Source organism: Bacillus siamensis (assembly GCF_051628075.1).
GTDB classification, from domain to species: domain Bacteria; phylum Bacillota; class Bacilli; order Bacillales; family Bacillaceae; genus Bacillus; species Bacillus siamensis.
In genome coordinates this window covers 2,357,081-2,378,901 of the sequence record NZ_CP155579.1, presented here as the reverse complement: position 1 = coordinate 2,378,901, position 21,821 = coordinate 2,357,081, and the positions used below count along the sequence as shown (strand labels likewise).

The 21,821-nt window shown below is 48.3% G+C and carries 22 protein-coding genes; 19 read left to right on the top strand and 3 right to left on the bottom strand.

Annotated elements, in window-relative coordinates; all coding sequences use genetic code 11:
* Positions 1 to 18: 18 nt before the first annotated feature.
* The 5 genes from ABDB98_RS11425 to prpB are packed head-to-tail and all read left to right on the top strand — an operon-like array spanning position 19 to position 5,532.
* Complete coding sequence (locus tag ABDB98_RS11425; RefSeq protein WP_438420199.1) at positions 19 to 870, top strand: 3-hydroxybutyryl-CoA dehydrogenase; 852 nt, start codon at positions 19 to 21, stop codon at positions 868 to 870.
* Between the two features lie 29 nt (positions 871 to 899).
* The gene (locus ABDB98_RS11420) at positions 900 to 2,033 is read left to right on the top strand and encodes an acyl-CoA dehydrogenase (protein WP_438420198.1); all 1,134 of its coding nucleotides are present in this window, start codon (positions 900 to 902) and stop codon (positions 2,031 to 2,033) included.
* A gap of 24 nt (positions 2,034 to 2,057) precedes the next feature.
* Positions 2,058 to 3,155, top strand: coding sequence for a citrate synthase (gene mmgD, locus ABDB98_RS11415; protein WP_438420197.1), 1,098 nt, complete (start codon positions 2,058 to 2,060; stop codon positions 3,153 to 3,155).
* Between the two features lie 25 nt (positions 3,156 to 3,180).
* Positions 3,181 to 4,608, top strand: a complete 1,428-nt coding sequence (locus ABDB98_RS11410) for a bifunctional 2-methylcitrate dehydratase/aconitate hydratase (protein WP_438420196.1) — start codon at positions 3,181 to 3,183, stop codon at positions 4,606 to 4,608.
* Between the two features lie 18 nt (positions 4,609 to 4,626).
* Positions 4,627 to 5,532 carry a methylisocitrate lyase gene (gene prpB, locus ABDB98_RS11405; protein WP_438420195.1) on the top strand — a complete coding sequence of 302 codons (906 nt, stop codon included), beginning with the start codon at positions 4,627 to 4,629 and terminating at the stop codon, positions 5,530 to 5,532.
* A 27-nt stretch (positions 5,533 to 5,559) separates the two neighbouring features.
* Here the strand turns inward: prpB and ABDB98_RS11400 are convergent, their stop codons facing one another.
* Positions 5,560 to 5,802 (bottom strand): DUF2627 domain-containing protein, encoded by a 243-nt coding sequence (locus tag ABDB98_RS11400; RefSeq protein ID WP_016939026.1) that lies wholly within the window; start codon positions 5,800 to 5,802, stop codon positions 5,560 to 5,562.
* A 153-nt stretch (positions 5,803 to 5,955) separates the two neighbouring features.
* Between ABDB98_RS11400 and ABDB98_RS11395 the strand changes: the two genes are divergently transcribed.
* The 8 genes from ABDB98_RS11395 (at position 5,956) to ABDB98_RS11360 (ending at position 15,988) form a co-directional block, all read left to right on the top strand.
* Positions 5,956 to 8,025 (top strand): sigma-54 interaction domain-containing protein, encoded by a 2,070-nt coding sequence (locus ABDB98_RS11395; protein ID WP_060964804.1) that lies wholly within the window; start codon positions 5,956 to 5,958, stop codon positions 8,023 to 8,025.
* A 122-nt stretch (positions 8,026 to 8,147) separates the two neighbouring features.
* Entirely contained in the window at positions 8,148 to 9,041 is an 894-nt protein-coding gene (yqiS, locus tag ABDB98_RS11390; protein ID WP_438420194.1) for a phosphate butyryltransferase, read from the top strand.
* 13 nt (positions 9,042 to 9,054) lie between these two features.
* The gene (bcd, locus tag ABDB98_RS11385; protein ID WP_060964806.1) at positions 9,055 to 10,149 is read left to right on the top strand and encodes a branched-chain amino acid dehydrogenase; all 1,095 of its coding nucleotides are present in this window, start codon (positions 9,055 to 9,057) and stop codon (positions 10,147 to 10,149) included.
* Positions 10,150 to 10,166: 17 nt separating this feature from the next.
* Positions 10,167 to 11,282, top strand: coding sequence for a butyrate kinase (gene buk / locus ABDB98_RS11380; RefSeq protein ID WP_101605447.1), 1,116 nt, complete (start codon positions 10,167 to 10,169; stop codon positions 11,280 to 11,282).
* Positions 11,272 to 12,693: a dihydrolipoyl dehydrogenase gene (gene lpdA / locus ABDB98_RS11375; RefSeq protein WP_438420193.1), complete on the top strand. Its 1,422-nt coding sequence runs from the start codon at positions 11,272 to 11,274 to the stop codon at positions 12,691 to 12,693. Before buk ends, lpdA begins: the two co-directional genes overlap by 11 nt.
* A gap of 22 nt (positions 12,694 to 12,715) precedes the next feature.
* Positions 12,716 to 13,708, top strand: a complete 993-nt coding sequence (locus ABDB98_RS11370; protein WP_438420192.1) for a thiamine pyrophosphate-dependent dehydrogenase E1 component subunit alpha — start codon at positions 12,716 to 12,718, stop codon at positions 13,706 to 13,708.
* 12 nt (positions 13,709 to 13,720) lie between these two features.
* Positions 13,721 to 14,704: a 3-methyl-2-oxobutanoate dehydrogenase subunit beta gene (gene bfmBAB / locus ABDB98_RS11365; RefSeq protein ID WP_045927155.1), complete on the top strand. Its 984-nt coding sequence runs from the start codon at positions 13,721 to 13,723 to the stop codon at positions 14,702 to 14,704.
* Positions 14,705 to 14,725: 21 nt separating this feature from the next.
* Positions 14,726 to 15,988, top strand: a complete 1,263-nt coding sequence (locus tag ABDB98_RS11360; RefSeq protein ID WP_198697855.1) for a dihydrolipoamide acetyltransferase family protein — start codon at positions 14,726 to 14,728, stop codon at positions 15,986 to 15,988.
* Positions 15,989 to 16,032: 44 nt separating this feature from the next.
* On the opposite strand, the gene ABDB98_RS11355 is transcribed toward ABDB98_RS11360, so the two are convergent.
* Positions 16,033 to 16,929, bottom strand: a complete 897-nt coding sequence (locus ABDB98_RS11355; protein WP_438420191.1) for a YegS/Rv2252/BmrU family lipid kinase — start codon at positions 16,927 to 16,929, stop codon at positions 16,033 to 16,035.
* Between the two features lie 179 nt (positions 16,930 to 17,108).
* Between ABDB98_RS11355 and brxB the strand changes: the two genes are divergently transcribed.
* From brxB to ABDB98_RS11325, 6 genes are all read left to right on the top strand, one after another.
* Positions 17,109 to 17,546, top strand: coding sequence for a bacilliredoxin BrxB (brxB, locus tag ABDB98_RS11350; protein ID WP_003153223.1), 438 nt, complete (start codon positions 17,109 to 17,111; stop codon positions 17,544 to 17,546).
* A gap of 246 nt (positions 17,547 to 17,792) precedes the next feature.
* A complete protein-coding gene (locus ABDB98_RS11345) occupies positions 17,793 to 18,560 on the top strand; it encodes a transporter substrate-binding domain-containing protein (protein ID WP_016939035.1) in 768 nt (255 codons plus the stop codon).
* 61 nt (positions 18,561 to 18,621) lie between these two features.
* Positions 18,622 to 19,281 carry an amino acid ABC transporter permease gene (locus tag ABDB98_RS11340; protein WP_438420190.1) on the top strand — a complete coding sequence of 220 codons (660 nt, stop codon included), beginning with the start codon at positions 18,622 to 18,624 and terminating at the stop codon, positions 19,279 to 19,281.
* Positions 19,274 to 19,996: an amino acid ABC transporter ATP-binding protein gene (locus ABDB98_RS11335; RefSeq protein ID WP_438420189.1), complete on the top strand. Its 723-nt coding sequence runs from the start codon at positions 19,274 to 19,276 to the stop codon at positions 19,994 to 19,996. The genes ABDB98_RS11340 and ABDB98_RS11335 overlap by 8 nt, the downstream gene beginning before the upstream one ends.
* Positions 19,997 to 20,072: 76 nt before the next feature.
* Entirely contained in the window at positions 20,073 to 21,026 is a 954-nt protein-coding gene (locus tag ABDB98_RS11330) for an aromatic acid exporter family protein (protein ID WP_016939038.1), read from the top strand.
* Between the two features lie 68 nt (positions 21,027 to 21,094).
* A complete protein-coding gene (locus tag ABDB98_RS11325; RefSeq protein ID WP_047475667.1) occupies positions 21,095 to 21,625 on the top strand; it encodes a L,D-transpeptidase in 531 nt (176 codons plus the stop codon).
* Positions 21,626 to 21,638: 13 nt separating this feature from the next.
* Here the strand turns inward: ABDB98_RS11325 and prli42 are convergent, their stop codons facing one another.
* Positions 21,639 to 21,734 (bottom strand): stressosome-associated protein Prli42, encoded by a 96-nt coding sequence (gene prli42 / locus ABDB98_RS11320; RefSeq protein WP_016939040.1) that lies wholly within the window; start codon positions 21,732 to 21,734, stop codon positions 21,639 to 21,641.
* Positions 21,735 to 21,821: the final 87 nt, after the last annotated feature.

Sequence of the window (21,821 nt, the reverse complement as noted above, 5' to 3'; positions counted from 1 at the left end):
TAACGAGGGGAGCGTCAGATGAAAATGAAAACAATCATGGTCGCAGGTGCGGGTCAGATGGGAGCAGGTATCGCACAGACGGCTGCAGAAGCTGGGTTTTCCGTCAGGTTATATGATGTGGAGCCGGAATCGGTGACAAAAGGCCTTTACCGCATAAAGACAAATCTGGAGAAAGATCAGGCGAAAGGACGCAAGACACGGCATGAAACAGAATCCGTTTTCAGCCGCATCTCCCCGGCAGCGCTCACAGAAGCGGGAGATGCTGATTTTGTAATAGAAGCCATTGCCGAAAACAAAACAGCAAAGACTGAATTACTCGGCACACTTGACAAAATGTGTCCCCCTCATACCGTATTGGCAAGCAATACGTCTTCTCTTCCTATTACGGAGCTTGCCGCTGTCACAAAAAGGCCTGACAAAGTAATCGGCATGCATTTTATGAATCCGGTTCCTGTCATGGAGCTTGTCGAGGTCATCAGAGGGCTTGCTACGTCGGAAGAAACGGCGGAAACAGTAAAGAAGCTTGCCGTCCGGATGAAAAAAACGCCTGTCGAAGTCAATGATTTTCCCGGTTTTATATCTAACCGTATATTAATGCCGATGATTAACGAGGCAGTATATTGCCTTTACGAAGGGGCGGCTTCAAAGGAAGCGATTGATGAAGTGATGAAGCTCGGCATGCGTCATCCGATGGGGCCTTTAACATTAGCCGACTTCATCGGATTGGATACATGCCTTTCCATCATGGAGGTTCTCTATGCGGGGTTCGGAGATTCGAAATACCGCCCATGCCCGCTGCTCAGAAAATATGTCAGCGCCGGCTGGCTCGGCAAAAAAAGCGGGCGCGGTTTTTATGAGTACAACAGATGACATAAAAATCATGGGGGAGGCCTGCAGCCGTGCATTTTACAGAAGAGCACATCATGATGAGAAAAATGGTGCGCGATTTTGCACGCAAGGAAATCGCACCGATGGTTGAGATCATGGAAACAACCGATGAATTTCCGGACCGGCTGATTAAAAAAATGGGAGAAGCGGGGTTAATGGGCATCCCCGTCCCGGAAGTATACGGCGGAGCGGGGGCTGATACAACATCTTACATTTTAGCGATTCATGAAATATCAAAAGTCAGCGCGGCTGTCGGCGTCATTTTATCCGTCCACACATCGGTAGGGACAAACCCGATTCTCCATTTCGGGACAGAAGACCAAAAACAAAGGTATATTCCAAAGCTGGCAGCGGGCGAATACGTCGGGGCTTTTGCGCTTACTGAGCCTCAATCCGGATCTGATGCGGGAAGCCTGAAAACAACGGCTGTGCGAAAAGGCGGTTCATATATTCTGAACGGTTCAAAAATCTTTATTACAAACGGCGGAGCGGCAGATCTGTATCTGACATTTGCCTTAACGGACCCGGATAAAGGGAGAAAGGGGATTTCCGCTTTTATCGTTGAAAAAAACACACCCGGCTTTTCTGTCGGAAAGAAAGAAAAAAAGCTCGGATTGTTAGGTTCCAATACTGTCGAATTGCAATTTGACCAAGCGGAAATTCCAATTGAAAACCGGCTCGGCGAAGAGGGCGAGGGTTTTTCAATCGCCATGAAAAACCTAGATGTCGGACGGATCGGCATAGCAGCTCAGGCGCTCGGAATTATCGAAGCGGCGCTCGGCTGCTCGGCGGAATACGCTAAAACCCGCAGCCAGTTCGGCAGGCCCATTGCCTCGAATCAGGCCGTTTCTTTTAAACTTTCTGACATGGCGACGAATGCGGAAGCTGCCAAACTATTAGTCTATCATGCCGCTGATCTGTATCAGCGCGGGCTTCCGTGCGGAAAAGAAGCATCGATGGCAAAGCAATTCGCGTCTGATGCGGCGATGAAAGCGGCAGTGGAGGCTGTGCAGATTCACGGCGGCTACGGCTATATGAAAGAGTATCCCGCGGAGCGTTTATTTCGGGATGCGAAGGTCACGCAAATCTATGAGGGCAGCAATGAGATTCAAAGGCTGATTATTTCTAAGTATCTTCTTCAATAAAAAGCGCGGAAAAGGAGCGAAACCATGGAATCTTATTCTCCCGGTTTAGATGGCGTCATTGCGGTGGAAACGGGAATTTCTTTTTTGGATACACAGCAGGGCAGGATTTTAATCAAAGGCCATGATCTGATCGAGCTTTCTAAAACGGCCGGCTATATGGACATTGTCCATCTCTTATTGGAAGACAGACTTCCTGATGCGAAAGAGAAGGCGGCGCTTGAAGATGACATCCGGCGCGGCGGAGACCTTCCCGAGGAAATCTTGCATATATGCCGTCTGCTGCCTGAACATACTCATCCGATGGACGGTCTGAGGACAGGCTTGTCCGCACTTGGCGGCTTTGACAAGGATATTAATGACCGCACCTCTTCTGTAAATCGGCACCGTGTCCGCGGGCTGATAGGCAAAATGCCCAATCTGACCGTCAACAGCTATCGTGTCATAAACGGTCAGGAACCTTTAGCGCCTGTCGGAACCTTATCGTACAGCGCAAACTTTTTATATATGATTACCGGAAAAACGCCGTCCTCCTTGGAAGAAGAAATATTCGACAGGTCGCTTCTTTTATACAGTGAGCATGAATTGCCGAACTCAACATTTACGGCCCGTGTCATCGCTTCGACGCAATCGGATATTTACGGCGCTCTCACCGGAGCCGTCGCCTCGCTTAAGGGAAACCTTCACGGCGGAGCGAACGAAGCGGTTATGTACATGCTTGAAGAAGCGAAGGATACAGACGGGTTTATTCAATTGTTAACTCAAAAACTCGCAAACAAAGAAAAAATCATGGGCTTCGGCCACCGTGTCTACATGAAAAAAATGGACCCGAGGGCGCTCATGATGAAAGAAGCGCTGAGAAAGCTGTCTGATCTCTCTGGGGATTTCCGTCTCTATCACATGTGTGAAGCCGGCGAAACCGTCATGCGGGAGAAAAAAGGCCTTTATCCGAATTTAGATTACTACGCAGCGCCGGTCTATTACATGCTCGGCATTCCGATACCGCTGTACACGCCTATATTCTTCAGCGCACGAACCGTCGGCCTGTGCGCGCACGTCATTGAACAGCACAGCAGAAACCGGCTTTTCCGCCCGCGTGTCCGCTATACCGGAGCGCGCCTGTAAACAGACAAGAAAGGAAGATGAAAACATGACAGAAACCCGCCGAATGGACGCCGTGATCGAAGAGATTTCTGATTACGTGCTCCATCAGGAGATTGACAGTTCAGAAGCTTTCACTACGGCAGGACATGTGCTTCTTGATACGATAGGCTGCGGCATTTTGGCACTCAGCTATCCCGAATGTACAAAACTGCTCGGCCCGATTGTCCCGGGAACCACTGTGCCGAACGGCAGCCGGGTCCCGGGCACGCCTTTTGTATTAGACCCCGTCACGGCCGCCTTTAATATCGGATGCATCAACAGGTGGCTCGATTATAATGATACGTGGCTTGCGGCTGAATGGGGTCATCCGTCTGACAATCTCGGAGGCATATTGGCTTGTGCGGACTATATTTCCAGAGTGAGAATGTCAGAAGGGAAAGAACCGCTTACCATACGCGATGTGCTTCGCGCAATGATCAAAGCGCACGAAATTCAAGGAATCCTCGCTTTAGAAAACAGTTTAAACAGAGTCGGGCTTGATCATGTGCTGTTTGTGAAAGTGGCGACTGCGGCTGTTTGCGCCCACATGTTGGGAGGCTCAAAAGCGGAAATCAATAACGCCGTATCTCACGCCTGGATTGATAATTCAAGCCTCAGAACGTACCGGCATGCGCCGAACACCGGATCGCGCAAATCATGGGCGGCCGGTGACGCGACAAGCAGAGGTGTGTATTTGGCCCTGATGGCGCAAAAAGGTGAAATGGGGTACCCGACGGCGCTGACCGCACCGGTGTGGGGATTTCAAGACGTATTATTTAATCGGCAGGAAATAAAGCTTGCCCGCCCGCTTGGGTCCTATGTGATGGAGAATGTATTGTTTAAAGTATCCTATCCGGCAGAATTCCACGCCCAGACAGCGGCGGAATGCGCGGTCCGGCTCCATCCGCAGGTGAAAGACCGCATCGGGGAAATCGAAAGGATCACGATTATGACGCATGAATCAGCAATCCGGATTATCGATAAAAAAGGGCCGCTTCACAATCCGGCAGACCGGGATCATTGCCTGCAGTACATTACGGCAATCGGGCTTCTTTTCGGAGATATAAAGGCAGATCATTATGAAGAGGAAACGGCGTCTGACCCGCGAATTGATACATTGCGGGGTAAAATGGAGGTGACGGAACACAAAGCGTACTCAAAGGATTACTTAGACCCGCATAAGCGATCTATCTCAAATGCCGTACAGGTGCATTTCACAGACGGCACAGCTACGGAACGGATCGAATGTGAATACCCGCTCGGGCACCGGTTCCGCAGAAACGAAGCCGTACCGAATATTCTTGCCAAGTTTTCAGCAAACATCAGCACTCATTTTTCATTGAAGCAGCAGCGTAAAATAGAAGAAGCCTGCAGACATAGCGGACGGATGCAGCAGCTCAGCGTTATTGAATTTATGGACTTATTTCTCATATAAAATAGGAGGGTGACAAACATGACGTGGATCGTCAGCAGGCAGTCGTCTCAAGAGGAGCTTGCAGAGCGGTTCCGTACGCTGATGACAGCGCCGGATATATTGCAGATCCCCGGCGCTCATGATGCGATGGCTGCTCTTATCGCCAAGAAAACGGGGTTTTCGGCTCTTTATTTATCAGGCGCGGCTTACACGGCGAGCAGAGGGCTGCCCGATTTAGGCATCATCACGTCGGCGGAAATGGCTGAACGGGTTAAAGATTTGGTCCGCTCGTCTGATCTGCCCGTCCTAGTGGACATTGATACGGGTTTCGGTGGTATCCTGAATGCTGCCCGGACGGCGAAAGAAATGTATGAAGCGCGCGCAGCCGCCGTGCAGATGGAGGATCAGCGCCTGCCGAAAAAATGCGGGCATCTGAATGGAAAGCAGCTCGTGCCGATTGAAGAAATGGCGCAGAAAATCAAAGCGATCAAGCAGGCCGCGCCGACTCTTCTCGTTGTTGCAAGGACAGACGCCAGACAGCAGGAAGGGCTGGAGGGCGCCATAAAAAGAGCGGACGCTTATATAAAAGCGGGGGCTGACGCTATTTTTCCGGAAGCGCTCCAATCAGAAAGCGAATTTAGAGCGTTTTCCAAACAAACCAGTGTGCCGGTTCTCGCAAATATGACCGAGTTCGGGAAAACGCCGTATTACAGTGCGGAAGAATTTTCCGATATGGGCTGTCACATGGTCATTTACCCGGTCACATCACTCAGAACGGCGGCCAAGGCTTTTGAGCGTATTTTCCGCCTTATAAAAGAAGAAGGCTCGCAAAAAGCGGGGCTTTCCGATATGCAGACGAGAAAAGAATTATATGAAACGATCGCTTATGATGACTATGAAGAACTGGATCAATCCATTGCCAAAACGATACTGCCGGACGACTGAAAAAGCCCTTTTTTACAAGGGCTTTTTTTACAGCTTTTTTTTCCTGAACCGCGGGCTGACTTGGTTGCGTTTCCGATCTCTGTACAGAATAAACCCGGCCAGAATATAAAGGCCGAATAAAAAAAACGCCAGTCCGGCAGCTCCCTGAAGAAAAAGGGACGGAAACGGGGCAAACACATGCCCGAATAATGCATCTCTCATCAACTTAATGCCGAGCGCCGCGACAGCGCCGGGGAGGACGAGAATCAAAAGCGCAACAAGCCGGCTCATATTCAGAAAACCCCTTTACGATGTGATTTCCTTTATTGTCCAATCGAAAAAATATTTTGTCAAGAGATGAAAACATGGTAACATAGGGGTTGTGCAAATTATTGCAACGGAAAATACAGGTGTGCAAATTTTTTCATATAAAGGGGTATCGGGATGCAGAAGGTGCTGATTATAGGTGCTGGTAAAGGAGGCACGGCGCTCTTACAGATTTTGATGAAAACAAAGCTGATCCAAATTATTGCGGTGGTTGATCAAGATCCGGAGGCGCAAGGGCTGCAAGAAGCCCGGAAATATGGAATTGCAACCTCATCAGATTGGAAATCTTACATAACCGAAGATATAGATATCATCATCCATACAACGGGCGACAAAGCGGTCATGGATGAGCTGCTCCAACAGAAAAAAGAGCAAACCATCGTCATGCCGGGAAAATTGGCGTACATGATGTTTCAGCTGATGGAGGAAAAACAGGAGCTTATTCAAATGCTGAAGTCCCAGACGTATAAGCATGACCGGATTTTTAATTCAACGCACGACGGCATGATTTTTATAGACGTCAATGAAACGATCATTTTATTTAATCAGATGGCTGAAAAAATGGTCGGTCAAAAACGGGAAGATGTCATCGGCCGCCAAATTAAAGACGTAGTGCCGAACACAAAACTGCCGCGGATTTTGGAAACGAGAGAGCCGGAGTATAACCAGAAGCAGCTCCTCGGAAAGCACCTTCAGATTGTCACGACAAGACTGCCGATCATTGATGAAGGCGGGAAGCTTCTCGGGGCGTTATGCGTGTTTAAAGACATCACGGACGCGGTTGAGCTGGCAGAAGAGGTCACGAACTTAAAACAAATCCGCACTATGCTTGAAGCGATTATTCAATCGTCAGACGAAGCCATTTCCGTCGTTGATGAAAACGGCATCGGAATGTTAATCAACAAAGCGTATACAAAAATGACCGGGCTGGCAGAAAGCGAAGTCATCGGAAAACCCGCCTCCACCGATATTTCGGAAGGGGAAAGCATGCATCTGAAAGTATTGGGGACAAGGCGGCCCGTACGGGGGGTAAGGATGAAAGTCGGCCCCAATAAAAAGGATGTCATCGTGAATGTTGCCCCCGTTATTGTTGACGGTATTTTAAAAGGCAGCGTCGGCGTCATTCACGATGTGTCAGAAATTAAAACGCTGACGGCTGAATTGAACCGGGCGCGCCAGATCATCCGCACGCTTGAAGCGAAATACACGTTTGATGACATTATCGGCACGAGTGAACAAATGCTGGTCGCCCTTGAACAGGCGAAGCTCGGGGCGAAAACGCCGGCGACGATTCTGCTGCGGGGAGAATCCGGCACCGGAAAAGAACTTTTCGCCCACGCCATCCATAATGAAAGCGACCGAAAATACAATAAATTCATCAGGGTCAATTGTGCGGCCCTGTCTGAATCACTGCTTGAATCCGAGCTTTTCGGCTATGAGGAAGGCGCGTTTACGGGCGCGAGGCGCGGGGGCAAAAAAGGGCTTTTTGAAGAAGCGAATAACGGCAGCATTTTCTTAGATGAAATCGGGGAGCTGACCCAAAGCACCCAGGCGAAGCTGCTCAGGGTTCTGCAGGAAAAAGAAATTATCAGAGTCGGCGGCGCTAAAGCGATTTCTGTCAATGTCAGAATTATCGCAGCGACAAATGTCAATATCGAAAAAGCCATGGCGGAAGGGACGTTCCGGGAAGACCTGTATTACCGGATTAACCGCTATCCGATTTCCATCCCGCCGCTTCGGCAGCGTAAAGAAGATATAGAAGCGCTGAGCATTAGGCTCATTGAAAAAATCAATCAGGATTACGGACGCAACGTAAAGGGACTCTCGCCCAACGCGCTGCGTGCTTTATCAGCCTACAGCTGGCCTGGAAACGTACGAGAGCTCGAAAATGTGCTCGGCCGGGCGATGATATTTTTAGAGCCGAACATGGAGCGGATCGAACAGCAGCATCTGCCTGTTTTTGAAACAGAGCTGAATGAAAAAAACGGCGCCCAGAGTGATTTTCCGGATGTGGAAGGAGAAAAACTCTCTCAAGCCGTTGAAAAATTTGAAGCGCATGTCATTCAAAAAACGCTTGAAAAGCACAAATTCAACCGAACCAAAACGGCAAAAGCGCTTGGTGTCAGCATTCGGAATCTGTACTACAAAATGGACAAGTACGGCCTTGCAAATGACGGCATGCAATAAATTGCAGAAACAGCGCAACCAGCTGCATGTTTTCTTGAAAAAAGGCCGGAATAACCCTCCCGCATATTTGGCACGGAACTTGCATTGATAAAAGCGGATTCGCACAAGGAAGGTGGTACAAAATGAAGCTGAGAGACCTAGTTGAAAAAGCCGCGGCAAAAAACGCAAAAACCATTGCAGTGGCCCACGCAGCAGATAAAGAAGTGATCCAAGCTGTCAAAATGGCGGCAGAACATTTATCGGCACGATTTTTACTGACGGGTGACAGTGAAAAGCTGAAAGAACTCCTGGCAAACGAGCCGAAGTTTAATGCTGAAATCGTCCACGCCGATTCACCCGAAGAATCTGCTGCAAAAGCAGTGCGAGCAGTGCGTGAACAAGAGGCTGATATTTTAATGAAAGGGAATCTGCCGAGCTCAACTCTTCTGAAATCAGTGTTAAACCGACAGGAAGGGCTGCGTTCAAAGAAGGTGTTATCACATGTAGCCGTTTTTGAGGTGCCGGACTATGACCGGCTGATGTATGTAACGGATTCGGCGCTGAACATTGCCCCGTCTCTTGAAGAGCTTCGGCATATTCTGCAAAATGCGGTTCATGTCGCGCATTCAGTAGGGAACCCTATGCCGAAAGCTGCAGTCCTTGCCGCAATTGAAACGGTCAACCCGAAAATGGAGGCGACGCTGAACGCCGCTGCAATCGTCCAAATGTGCAATAGAGGACAGATTACGGGCTGCATTGCGGACGGACCGCTCGCTTTGGATAATGCCGTATCCCAAGCGGCCGCGCTCCAAAAAGGAATTTCCGGAAGCGTTGCGGGCCAGGCGGATATTCTCTTGGTTCCTTCAATTGAGGCCGGAAATATACTTTATAAGTCAATGATTTATTTTGCGAAAGCAAATGTTGCTGCCGTCATCGCCGGTGCGAAGGCGCCGATTGCATTAACGAGTAGAGCGGATACCGCAGAAAATAAACTGTATTCAATTGCGCTTGCGATTTGCGCATCACAAGAACAGTAGGAGGAACGAACCTATGGAAATTTTTAAATATATGGAGACTTATGATTACGAACAATTGGTATTCTGCCAAGATGAACAATCTGGATTAAAAGCGATCATCGCGATTCACGATACCACGCTCGGTCCTGCACTCGGCGGAACAAGAATGTGGACATATGACAGTGAAGAAGCTGCGATTGAAGATGCATTAAGACTCGCAAAAGGCATGACTTATAAAAATGCGGCTGCCGGGCTAAACCTGGGCGGCGGGAAAACTGTTATTATCGGGGACCCGCGCAAGGATAAGAATGAAGAAATGTTCCGCGCATTCGGCCGGTACATCCAAGGCTTAAACGGAAGATATATTACGGCGGAAGACGTCGGCACCACCGTTGAAGATATGGATATTATTCATGATGAAACAGACTATGTAACAGGGATTTCTCCTGCATTCGGTTCCTCAGGAAATCCGTCTCCGGTTACGGCGTACGGCGTATACAAAGGGATGAAAGCTGCCGCTAAAGCGGCGTTCGGCACTGATTCACTGGAAGGAAAAACAATTGCCGTGCAAGGCGTGGGAAATGTGGCTTACAATCTTTGCCGCCACCTTCACGAAGAAGGTGCTTCTCTAATCGTGACGGATATCAATAAAGAATCTGTTAAACGTGCCGTTGAGGACTTTGGCGCCCGTGCAGTCGATCCGGACGACATTTACTCACAGGCGTGCGATATTTATGCCCCATGTGCTCTCGGTGCCGTCATTAACGATGACACGATTACACAGCTGAAGGCGAAAGTCATTGCGGGAGCGGCCAATAACCAGCTGAAAGAAACACGTCACGGTGATACCATTCATGAGATGGGAATCGTATACGCACCGGACTATGTCATCAATGCCGGCGGCGTCATCAATGTAGCAGATGAACTTTACGGCTACAATGCAGAGCGGGCTTTGAAAAAGGTTGAAGGCATCTATGCAAACATTGAACGGGTGCTCGATATTTCCGCGCGTGACGGCATTCCGACATACTTAGCGGCTGACCGTCTTGCTGAGGAACGAATTGAGCGCATGCGCCGTTCAAGAAGCCAGTTTTTGCAAAACGGCCAAAGCATATTAAGCAGACGGTAGGAATTTGATCTGGAGGTATGAAAATGTTCGAACAGGAAAAACGCATTCTCATTCTGAATCCAGGCTCAACATCAACGAAAATCGGCGTCTTTCACAATGAACGCTGTATATTTGAAAAGACGCTGCGGCACCCCGAAGAAGAGCTGAAAACATTTAACAGCATTATCGACCAATACGAATTTCGAAAAATAAGCATACTTGAGTCTCTTCACGAACAGGGCATCAACATTTCAAAGTTTGATGCCGTTTGCGCCAGAGGCGGCCTGCTCAGACCGATTGAGGGCGGCACATATGAAGTGAATGACGCCATGATCACTGATTTAAAAAACGGCTACAACGGCCAGCATGCTTCCAATCTGGGCGGAATTATTGCCAGGGAAATTGCTGACGGACTAAATATCCCGGCATATATCGTCGATCCGGTCGTGGTGGATGAGATGACTCCGCTCGCTAAAGTATCAGGGATGCCTGAAATCAAGCGGAAAAGCATTTTTCACGCTTTAAACCAAAAAGCCGTTGCCCGTCAGGCGGCGGCGTCCCTCGGCAAGCGGTATGAACAGATGAAGATGATCGTCACCCACATGGGCGGCGGCATCACAGTCGGTGTTCATGACTGCGGAAGGGTGACGGATGTCAACAACGGGCTTCACGGTGAAGGACCTTTAAGTCCGGAACGTGCGGGAACCGTTCCGGCCGGAGATCTGGTGGAAATGTGTTTTTCCGGCAAATATTCAAAAGCCGATATGATGAAAAAACTTGTCGGCACCGGCGGACTGTCCGGCTACCTGGGAACAACGGACGCGTTGAAAGTGGAAAAACGAATTCAGGACGGAGATGAGCATGCAAGGCTCATTTATGATGCCATGGCTTATCAAGTAGCAAAAGAAATCGGGGCGGCAAGCGCCGTTTTAAAAGGAAAAGTAGACATTATCGTCCTGACGGGCGGTTTAGCGTACGGGAAACGTTTCGTATCCGCCATCAGATCGTACATAGATTGGATTTCGGATGTACTGGTGTACCCGGGAGAAAATGAACTGCAATCTCTCGCGCAAGGCGCGCTTCGGGTTTTAGCCGGTGAGGAGCAGGCAAAACAATATCAGATCGGCGAAGGAGTGAAAACAGATGGCGACTGAGTATGATGTGGTCATTCTGGGCGGCGGAACGGGCGGTTATGTCGCCGCCATCAGAGCGGCCCAGCTCGGCTTAAAAACGGCCGTTGTAGAAAAAGAAAAACTCGGCGGAACATGCCTGCATAAAGGGTGTATTCCGAGTAAAGCGCTGTTAAGAAGCGCGGAAGTGTATCGGACCGCAAAGGAAGCGGCATCGTTCGGCATTGAAACGGAAGGTGTCTCCCTCCGTTTTGACAGTGTGCAAAAACGAAAGCAGGGAATCGTTGACCGGCTGGCCGGCGGTGTCGCCCACCTGATGAAAAAGGGGAAGATTGATGTATTCAACGGGTACGGACGTATGCTCGGCCCTTCCATCTTCTCACCTCTTCCAGGTACAGTTTCCGTTGAGTACGCAAATGGCGAAGAAAACGACATGCTGATACCGAAACAATTGATTATCGCAACCGGTTCGAGACCGAAAATGCTGCCGGGTTTAGAAGCTGACGGTATATATATTCTGACGTCAGATGAAGCGCTTGAGCTTGAACGTCTGCCCCAATCCATGATGATCGTCGGCGGCGGTGTCATCGGTATTGAATGGGCATCCATGCTGAACGATTTCGGCGTCGATATCACTGTGATCGAATATGCGGACCGCATTTTGCCGACTGAGGACCGTGATATTTCAAGCGAAATGGAAAAACTGTTAATGAAAAAAGGGATTAAGATCGTGACGGGTGCGAAAGTGCTTCCGGATACATTGAAAAAAGCGGACGGTGTTTCAATTGACGCTGAAAAGAATGGAAAAAGCGAAACGTATTATGCAGAAAAAATGCTTGTTTCCATCGGCCGCCAGCCGAACATTGAAGGAATCGGCCTTGAAAACACGGACATTGTAACGGAAAACGGTTCTGTCGTCGTAAATGAAGCCGGACAGACGAAGGAATCGCATATTTATGCGATCGGTGATGTTGTCGGCGGACTGCAGCTTGCACATGTGGCATCCCGTGAAGGCATCATTGCCGTTGAGCATATGGCGGGTCTTAATCCGGCGCCTCTTGATGCCGCTCTTGTGCCAAAATGCATTTATTCAAATCCGGAAGCGGCGAGTGTCGGTTTGACAGAAGAAGAAGCCGAACGCAAAGGACACGAACTTAAGATCGGAAAGTTTCCGTTCATGGCGATCGGAAAAGCGCTTGTTTACGGGGAAAGCGACGGCTTTGTCAAAATCGTCGCCGACCGGAACACAGATGATATTCTCGGAGTTCATATGATCGGTCCGCACGTCACCGATATGATCTCTGAAGCGGGGCTTGCCAAGGTGCTCGATGCGACGCCGTGGGAAATCGGCCAGTCCATACACCCGCACCCGTCGCTTTCAGAGGCAATTGGAGAAGCTGCACTAGCCGCAGACGGAAACGCGATTCATTTTTAAAAGGAAAGAAGGAGGGGTTTGAATGACTACAAACCGCCATCAAGCATTAGGGCTTTCTGACGCGGAAGCCGTTGAAATGTATAGAACCATGCTGTTAGCCAGAAAAATCGACGAAAGAATGTGGCTGTTAAACCGCTCGGGAAAAATTCCGTTCGTTATTTCATGTCAAGGACAGGAAGCGGCACAAGTAGGCGCGGCCTATGCTTTAAACCGCGATACCGACTATGTGCTTCCTTACTACAGAGATATGGGGGTTGTGCTTGCATTCGGTATGACTGCAAAGGATTTGATGATGTCCGGTTTTGCGAAAGCGGCTGACCCGAACTCAGGCGGAAGGCAGATGCCGGGACACTTCGGTCAAAAGAAAAACAGAATCGTAACGGGCTCCTCTCCTGTTACGACGCAGGTCCCTCACGCAGTCGGGATTGCGCTTGCGGGACGCATGGATAAAAAGGATATCGTTTCTTTCGTGACCTTTGGAGAAGGCTCTTCCAACCAGGGAGATTTTCACGAAGGGGCGAACTTTGCCGCCGTGCATAAATTGCCGGTCATTTTCATGTGTGAAAACAATAAGTATGCCATTTCTGTTCCGTATGACAAACAGGTGGCCTGCGAGAATATCTCCGACCGGGCGGTAGGCTACGGTATGCCGGGCGTCACTGTTGACGGAAACGATCTGCTGGAAGTTTATCGTGTTGTGAAAGAAGCGCGCGATCGTGCGTCTAAAGGCGAAGGCCCTACATTAATCGAAACGGTTTCCTACCGTTTGACGCCGCATTCGAGTGACGACGACGACAGCAGCTACAGAGAACGCAAAGAAGTAGAAGAAGCAAAGAAACAAGACCCGCTTCTTATATACAAAACATACCTTCAAGAAGCCGGGCTTCTTAGTGAAGAAGAAGAAAAGACCATGCTGGATGACATCATGGCTATCGTAAACGAAGCGACAGACGAAGCGGAGAAAGCGCCATATGCATCTCCTGAATCAACGCTTGATCACGTTTATGCGAAGTAGGGAGGAATACTTATGTCTGTAATGTCTTATATTGACAGTATTAATGCAGCAATGAAAGAAGAAATGGAAAGAGATCCGCGTGTTTTTGTTCTCGGGGAAGACGTCGGGAGAAAAGGCGGCGTGTTTAAAGCCACGGCAGGTCTCTATGAGCAGTTCGGAGAAGAGCGGGTGATGGATACGCCGCTTGCGGAATCAGCGATTGCCGGCGTCGGTATCGGCGCCGCCATGTACGGCATGCGTCCGATCGCGGAGATGCAGTTTGCCGATTTCATTCTTCCTGCGGTCAACCAAATCATTTCAGAAGCGGCAAAAATCCGCTACCGTTCAAACAATGATTGGAGCTGTCCGATGGTCATCAGAGCGCCTTATGGCGGCGGCGTGCACGGGGCGTTGTATCATTCCCAATCTGTGGAGGCCATCTTTGCCAACCAGCCGGGCCTTAAAATTGTCATGCCTTCAACTCCTTATGATGCAAAAGGGCTGTTAAAAGCTGCTGTCCGTGACGAAGACCCCGTACTGTTTTTCGAGCATAAGCGGGCGTACCGCCTGATTAAAGGCGAAGTCCCTGCTGACGATTACGTCCTTCCGATCGGAAAGGCGGATGTAAAACGCGAAGGCAGCGACATTACTGTCATTACGTACGGTTTATGCGTCCATTTCGCTCTGCAGGCTGCCGAGCGTCTTGAAAAAGACGGAATTTCCGCGCACATATTAGATTTGCGTACGGTCTATCCGTTAGATAAAGAAGCCATCATTGAAGCCGCATCTAAAACGGGTAAAGTATTGCTGATCACAGAAGATACGAAAGAAGGCGGCATTATGAGCGAAGTCGCCGCCATTATTTCTGAGAACTGCTTATTTGATTTAGACGCACCGATCAAGCGGCTTGCGGGTCCTGACGTTCCGGCGATGCCTTATGCGCCGGCAATGGAAAAATACTTCATGATGAATCCTGACAAAGCAGAAGCCGCGATGAGAGAATTAGCGGAGTTTTAAAGACGTAAGGAGGTTTTTGACATGGCGATTGAACAAATGGCTATGCCTCAGCTCGGAGAGAGCGTGACGGAAGGGACGATCAGCAAATGGCTGGTATCCCCGGGTGATCAAGTGAATAAATATGACCCCATCGCGGAGGTCATGACAGATAAAGTGAATGCGGAGGTGCCGTCTTCTTTTACCGGTACGATTACAGAACTAGTAGGGGAAGAAGGGCAGACTCTTGCAGTAGGCGAGATCATCTGCAAAATTGAAACAGAAGAAACGGCAGCCGAAGAGGCGCCGAAGCGGGAAGAAGTGCAAAATCCCCCTGCAGACACCGATTCAAACCGTGCAGGTAAAGATCAGTCAAATAAAGCGCGATATTCGCCGGCCGTGCTCAGATTAGCGGGAGAACACGGCATTCAGCTTGAAGAAGTTGAAGGAACGGGTGCAGGCGGAAGAATTACGCGAAAAGACATTCAAAAGATCATTGATTCGGGAATGCAGCAGAAGACGGAAGCACCGGCACCGGCTGCCGTCCAAACAACACAACAAGCACCCAAACAGCAGCAAAAACAAGCGCCGGCACCAGCTCTGTCAGCCGGTGATATTGAAATTCCGGTTACAGGCGTCAGAAAAGCCATTGCAGCCAATATGCATAAAAGCAAAACAGAAATTCCGCATGCCTGGACGATGATGGAAGTCGACGTCACGAACATGACGGCGTACAGAAACAGCATGAAAGACTCGTTTAAACAAAAAGAAGGCTTCAATTTAACATTCTTCGCTTTCTTTGTTAAAGCGGCGGCGCAGGCTCTTAAAGAGTTCCCGCAAATGAACAGCATGTGGGCGGGGGACAAAATCGTCCAAAAGAAAGACATCAACATCTCCATTGCCGTTGCCACAGAAGATTCGCTGTTTGTTCCGGTTATTAAGCATGCTGATGAAAAAACGATTAAAGGCATAGCCAGAGAAATAACGGATCTTGCGAAAAAAGTGAGAGACGGAAGACTTGCCGCCGATGATATGCAGGGCGGCACCTTTACCGTCAATAACACAGGATCTTTCGGGTCGGTTCAGTCTATGGGCATTATCAATCATCCGCAGGCGGCCATTCTTCAGGTAGAATCAATCGTCAAACGTCCGGTTGTCATGAATAACGGGATGATTGCCGTGCGTGATATGGTTAATCTTTGCTTGTCTTTAGATCACAGAGTGCTTGACGGGCTCGTATGCGGCCGTTTCCTCGGACGCGTCAAAGAGATCTTAGAAAACATTGACGAAAATACTTCAGTCTATTAAAAAAAACTCCTTTTGCCCTGACGGCAAAGGGAGTTTTTTCAGTTTCATTCTGAATCTTCGGGAACGAGCATAGTGAGATGATGTTTTTTCACTTCGATAGTGCAAGGCGCCTTTCCATATACCTCGCCGTCCGTATCCGCGTCCATCTCACGTCCGGTTTCGATCTCAACCTTGGAAGCCTGAATATACGAAAGCTCCCCTTTAAAATCATCAAATGAACCCTGCTCCATCGTCATCAGCTCCCGCAAAGCGGCAAGGCTTGTGCTGCGGCAGATTAACACATCGGCTAACCCGTCCTGAAGGCTGGCATCAGGCAGGGGAACTCTGTTTGTCCCGATAAAATGCCCGTTCATGACAAGCACCATAACGGCTTCGTCTTCTTTCACCTCACCGTCGATCGTCAATCTGACGGGAAAAGGGTTCGCGCTTGTCATCGTCCTTAAGGCGCTCGTGAAATAGCTGATTTTCCCGAGCAATGCTTTTTCTTTTTCATTAATATGGCTCGATGCTTCAGTGATCAGCCCGATCCCCCAGAAGTTCAAAAAATAGCCGTCATCCGATTTACAGACGTCTATCATTCGTTTATGCCCGGCTGCGAGCGCTTCAGCGGCTTTTTGAAGATTTTGCGGGATGCCGAGCGCCCGTGAAAAATCGTTGCACGTTCCCCCCGGCAAAATGCCGACAGCGGGTCTGTGATCAAGCTTGCTGATGCTGTTGATGCATTGATGCACCGTGCCGTCTCCGCCTAAAATGTATAAATGGTCAACCGAGCTGTCGAGATTTTCACAAAACTGACTGGCATCATCCTGATGTTTGGTCGGTTTAATCAAAAGCTCGTCAGCTGACTGGGCCAAAATGGGGACGACCGTACCGAGGGTTTTATCAATCTGTTTTTGACCGGCGTTTCCGTTATAAATTAATACTGCTTTCCGTTGGCTCATACGACTGCTCCTTTATTTCAGACAATCTCTTTAACAAGTTTCCCGTTTTTAAAAGGTCATAAACTTACATCGAAAACATAAAAGGGACAAAAATCAATCGGAGATGAGCGGTGTCATTTGCCGATAGGGCAGGTTCCTTGCTATCATAAGAGAAGATGATCAAAAAGGAGAGGTCCCAGTTGAATATGGATTTTAATTTATTTATGAATGATGTCGTGCGTCAAGCCCGCCAGGAAATCACAGCCGCCGGGTATACGGAGCTGAAAACCGCTGAGGAAGTGGACGAAGCGCTTTCGAAAAAAGGAACGACACTTGTTATGGTCAATTCTGTCTGCGGATGCGCAGGCGGAATTGCAAGACCTGCGGCGTACCATTCCGTACATTATGATAAACGCCCGGATCAGCTTGTGACGGTTTTTGCCGGACAGGACAAAGAAGCGACAGCAAAAGCGAGAGAGTACTTTGAAGGCTACCCGCCGTCTTCTCCGTCCTTTGCGATTTTAAAAGACGGGAAAATCATGAAAATGGTGGAACGCCATGAAATTGAAGGGCATGAGCCTATGGCCGTCGTGACAAAACTGCAGGAAGCCTTTGAAGAATATTGTGAAGAAGTATAAGTAAAAAGGAAAACCCCGGAGCCGAGCGCTTGCGGGGTTTTTTTATATGGTGTTTGTATAAATATAAATATTTATGCACCGGCAATCAGCTGTCACTCATTCGAAAAACAATGACTATAATAAATAAAGAAAGGGAATTATATTTTTTGAAAATAGTATTGCATAACTAGTAAAAAGTGTTTAAAATACAGATTAACGAATAAATATTCAAGTTTAAGAGATAAGCAGATATGGGGGAAAATAATCATGAAGAAATGGCTGTTGGTATTGACTGCCGCATGTATCACCTTTGCGCTGTCCGCCTGCGGATCAGGCAATTCAGGCTCAGAAGGCGGAAAGAACAAACTGATTATGGGTACATCGGCTGATTATAAACCGTTTGAATATAAAGACGGCGATCAGATCGTCGGATTTGACGTTGATCTGGCAAAAGCTTTGGGCAAAAAGACCGGCTATGACGTTGAGGTGCAGGACATGGACTTCAACAGTCTGATTACATCGCTGAAGTCTAAGCAGGTTGATATGATTTTATCAGGAATGACACCTACGCCGGAACGGAAAAAGCAAGTAGATTTCTCAGATATTTATTATACTGCTAACAATATGATCGTTACGAAAAAGGGAAGCAGCATTAAATCTCTGAATGATCTGAAAGGCAAAACCGTCGGTGTTCAGCTCGGCTCCATTCAAGAAGAAAAAGGCAAGAAGCTTGCTTCAAAATACGGTTTTCAGCTCGAAGACCGCAACCGCATTTCAGACTTAACGGAAGAGATTAAATCCGGACGCTTTGATGCCGCAATTATTGAAGACATCGTGGCACAGGGCTATTTCAGTTCAAATCATGATCTGCAGGGCTTTGTCTCAGCAGATGCGAAATCAGACGAATCGGGCTCCGCGATTGCGTTCCGCAAAGACAGTGATCTGACAGCGAAGTTTAACAAAGCGCTGAAAGAAATGGAGAAAAACGGAGAAATCGAAAAACTGAAGAAAAAATGGTTCACCAACGAGAAATAAAAGAAAGCTCAACTTTTCGTTGAGCTTTTTATCTTGAATATAGGTAAAGGAGATCACACGTATGAATTTGGATTTCTCAGCGACAATACCCCAAATTCCTTTTATATTGGAAGGCCTTGCCGTCACATTAAAAATTGTGCTCGTTTCAGCGGTCATCGGCCTTGTATTAGGCGTCATTCTCAGTCTGTTTAAAATCAGCACAATCAGTCCGCTGAAATGGATTGCGGATTTTTATACTTCAATTTTCCGCGGCACGCCGCTCGTGCTGCAGCTGATGATCATTTATTTCGGTATGCCGCAGCTCCTCGGCTTTCAGATCGACCAATTTTGGGCGGCGGTCACCGCCTTATCGCTCAATTCTGCCGCTTACGTCTCTGAAATTATCAGAGCGGGAATCAACGCGATTGACAAAGGACAAAAAGAGGCGGCCGTCGCTCTCGGCGTGCCGTACGGAAAAATGATGAAAGATCTGCTGCTGCCGCAGGCGTTCAAAAACATTTCTCCGGCCATTATTAACGAATTAATCACTTTGACGAAAGAATCGGCGATCGTCACGGTTATCGGTCTCGGCGATATCATGAGACGGGCCTACCAGTCCGGCGCCGCAACATACAACTATTTAGAGCCTCTTATTGTGGCGGGCTTAATCTATTACGTGCTCGTTTTGATCTTAGCATTCATCGGAAAAGGCGTAGAAAGGAAGCTGAAAGCCAATGATTAAGGTCGACAACCTTTCAAAATCATTCGGGAAACACGAAGTATTGAAAAACATTTCAACACAGATCCAAGAAGGTGAAGTCGTGGCCGTCATCGGGCCTTCCGGCTCGGGCAAATCAACGTTTCTGCGCTGCTTAAATCTGCTGGAAACCCCGAGCGGCGGAACGATTGCCATTAAGGAAAAAGAAATCACCGCCGCTAAAACGAATAAACTGAAAGTGCGGGAAAATATCGGCATGGTATTTCAGCATTTTCATCTGTTTCCTCATAAAACGGTGCTTGATAATATCACATACGCGCCGGTCAGTGTGAAGAAAGAGTCCAAAAAGGCGGCGGAAGAAAAGGCGTGCGCGCTCCTCGAAAAAGTCGGGCTGCTTGAAAAACGGAAGGACTATCCGAACCGCTTGTCAGGCGGGCAGAAGCAGCGTGTCGCCATCGCGCGGGCGCTTGCCATGAATCCTGATATCATGCTGTTTGATGAACCGACTTCAGCCCTTGACCCGGAAATGGTCAAAGAAGTCCTTGAGGTGATGAAAGAGCTCGCGCAGACGGGCATGACGATGGTGATCGTCACGCACGAAATGGGATTTGCCAAGGAAGTCGCAGACCGCGTATTATTCATGGATGAAGGCACAATAGTGGAAGACGGGCCGCCGGAAGAATTTTTTCTTTCTCCGAAGTCAAAAAGAGCACAGGACTTTTTAGAAAAAATATTATAAAATATAACTGTAAGAAAAGAAGAAGAATGCTCTTCTTCTTTTTTTTGAGAACGAAACAAACAGAATGGAGCAAGCAATGTTTAAAATCGGTTACCGCACACTAAAGACCGCACTTGGAACGGCGCTGGCCATTTATTTAGCCCAGCTGTTGCATCTGCAAAACTTCGCATCCGCAGGAATCATCACCATATTGTGCATCCAAATTACGCAAAAGCGGTCGCTTCAGGCCTCGTGGGCCCGATTTGCCGCCTGTTTATTGGCGATCGTCTTTTCATATGTCTTTTTCGGACTGATCGGCTATTATCCGTTTGTGATCGGAATATTGCTCGTGCTGTTCATTCCGACTACAGTCGTTTTAAAAATAAACGAGGGGATCGTCACCAGCTCAGTTATCATTCTTCATTTATATATGTCCGGCGGCATTACGCCGGCGTTTATCTGGAATGAGTTCCAGCTGATCACCGTAGGTATCGGCGTCGCGCTGTTAATGAATCTGTATATGCCGAGCCTCGACAGAAAACTTGCGGCGTACCGGAAAAAAATCGAGGACAACTTTGCCGTCATCTTCGCCGAAATCGAACGGTATTTGTTAACAGGTGAGCAAGATTGGACGGGGAAAGAAATACCGGAGACGCATCAGATGATTCAAGAGGCGAAAAACCTCGCGTACCGGGACGTGCAGAATCATATTTTGCGCCATGAAAATCTCTACTATCATTATTTTAAAATGAGACAGAAACAATTTGAAATTATCGAAAGGCTGCTGCCGAAGATTACCTCTGTTTCAATAACGGTGGAGCAGGGAAAAATGATTGCCCATTTTATCCATGAATTAAGGGAAGCCATTCATCCCGGCAATACCGCCCATAAATTTTTAAAAAGACTGGCGGAAATGAGAACGGAATTTGAAGAAATGCCGCTTCCGGCAACACGCGAGGAATTTGAAGCGCGGGCGGCTTTATTCCACCTGCTCGGTGAGATGGAACAATATCTCGTGATTAAAAGTTATTTCAAAGGCATCAAGCTGTAAAAAACATATGGATCATCGCATGAGTCCTCCTTTCATTGGTCATTCTAATGAAAAAAGGAGGGGAGCCCATGCGATTTTTTTTATTGTCAGCAATCCTGCTGCTGTCTCCGCTTTGGCCGCTTGGCGCGAATCCTTTGCCGGGTGACCCTTACATTATCGTCAATAAAACCACAAATGCGCTTGCGGTTGTGAAGGATAATCGAATAGAAGGCATTTATCAGGTGGCGACGGGAAAAACAGATGATCTGACGCCTGAAGGAGAATTTACGGTAACGGTCAAGGCTGTAAATCCGTATTACCGGAAGAAAAATGTAGAGGGAGGCGCGCCGGAAAATCCGCTCGGCGTCCGCTGGATCGGTTTTGATGCGAAAGGAACCGACGGCAGGATATACGGCATTCACGGGACAAACAGAGAAGAGCTGATCGGAGGGTTTGTATCAAATGGCTGCATCCGCATGAAAAACCGGGATGTCATCCATATTTTTCGGATTATCCCTCCCGGAACGAAAGTATTGATTACAAAAGAAAACCGCTCATTTGAGGACATTGCAAAAGAGCGGAAAGCCCTCATAAAAAAGCAGGAAACCCCCGTGCAATGAGGCGCCCGCTTTTTTATCGCAAATACATCATAATGCCTGAGAGGACTGTTGACAGTATAAATACGCCTAAAATGACGATGACAGCGCTTTTCATGAATTTCTGAGACATCGTTTCACTCCTTAAGATTACTGTCTATCATTTTAACGTGTTTTGCTTGTATGAACAAGCCATATCCTATGACAGAAAGCAGGTGGC

Excerpts from the sequence above, each read along its gene's own strand:
- yqiS (WP_438420194.1), top strand. The coding sequence starts at position 8,148 with ATGAAGCTGAGAGACCTAGTTGAAAAAGCCGCGGCAAAAAACGCAAAA.
- ABDB98_RS11360 (WP_198697855.1), top strand. The coding sequence starts at position 14,726 with ATGGCGATTGAACAAATGGCTATGCCTCAGCTCGGAGAGAGCGTGACG.
- ABDB98_RS11425 (WP_438420199.1), top strand. The coding sequence starts at position 19 with ATGAAAATGAAAACAATCATGGTCGCAGGTGCGGGTCAGATGGGAGCA.
- ABDB98_RS11325 (WP_047475667.1), top strand. The coding sequence starts at position 21,095 with ATGCGATTTTTTTTATTGTCAGCAATCCTGCTGCTGTCTCCGCTTTGG.
- ABDB98_RS11370 (WP_438420192.1), top strand. The coding sequence starts at position 12,716 with ATGACTACAAACCGCCATCAAGCATTAGGGCTTTCTGACGCGGAAGCC.
- ABDB98_RS11410 (WP_438420196.1), top strand. The coding sequence starts at position 3,181 with ATGACAGAAACCCGCCGAATGGACGCCGTGATCGAAGAGATTTCTGAT.
- ABDB98_RS11345 (WP_016939035.1), top strand. The coding sequence starts at position 17,793 with ATGAAGAAATGGCTGTTGGTATTGACTGCCGCATGTATCACCTTTGCG.
- ABDB98_RS11330 (WP_016939038.1), top strand. The coding sequence starts at position 20,073 with ATGTTTAAAATCGGTTACCGCACACTAAAGACCGCACTTGGAACGGCG.
- ABDB98_RS11395 (WP_060964804.1), top strand. The coding sequence starts at position 5,956 with ATGCAGAAGGTGCTGATTATAGGTGCTGGTAAAGGAGGCACGGCGCTC.
- ABDB98_RS11355 (WP_438420191.1), bottom strand. The coding sequence starts at position 16,929 with ATGAGCCAACGGAAAGCAGTATTAATTTATAACGGAAACGCCGGTCAA.
- prpB (WP_438420195.1), top strand. The coding sequence starts at position 4,627 with ATGACGTGGATCGTCAGCAGGCAGTCGTCTCAAGAGGAGCTTGCAGAG.
- buk (WP_101605447.1), top strand. The coding sequence starts at position 10,167 with ATGAAAATGTTCGAACAGGAAAAACGCATTCTCATTCTGAATCCAGGC.
- ABDB98_RS11400 (WP_016939026.1), bottom strand. The coding sequence starts at position 5,802 with ATGAGCCGGCTTGTTGCGCTTTTGATTCTCGTCCTCCCCGGCGCTGTC.
- ABDB98_RS11340 (WP_438420190.1), top strand. The coding sequence starts at position 18,622 with ATGAATTTGGATTTCTCAGCGACAATACCCCAAATTCCTTTTATATTG.
- mmgD (WP_438420197.1), top strand. The coding sequence starts at position 2,058 with ATGGAATCTTATTCTCCCGGTTTAGATGGCGTCATTGCGGTGGAAACG.
- prli42 (WP_016939040.1), bottom strand. The coding sequence starts at position 21,734 with ATGTCTCAGAAATTCATGAAAAGCGCTGTCATCGTCATTTTAGGCGTA.
- bfmBAB (WP_045927155.1), top strand. The coding sequence starts at position 13,721 with ATGTCTGTAATGTCTTATATTGACAGTATTAATGCAGCAATGAAAGAA.
- lpdA (WP_438420193.1), top strand. The coding sequence starts at position 11,272 with ATGGCGACTGAGTATGATGTGGTCATTCTGGGCGGCGGAACGGGCGGT.
- ABDB98_RS11335 (WP_438420189.1), top strand. The coding sequence starts at position 19,274 with ATGATTAAGGTCGACAACCTTTCAAAATCATTCGGGAAACACGAAGTA.
- bcd (WP_060964806.1), top strand. The coding sequence starts at position 9,055 with ATGGAAATTTTTAAATATATGGAGACTTATGATTACGAACAATTGGTA.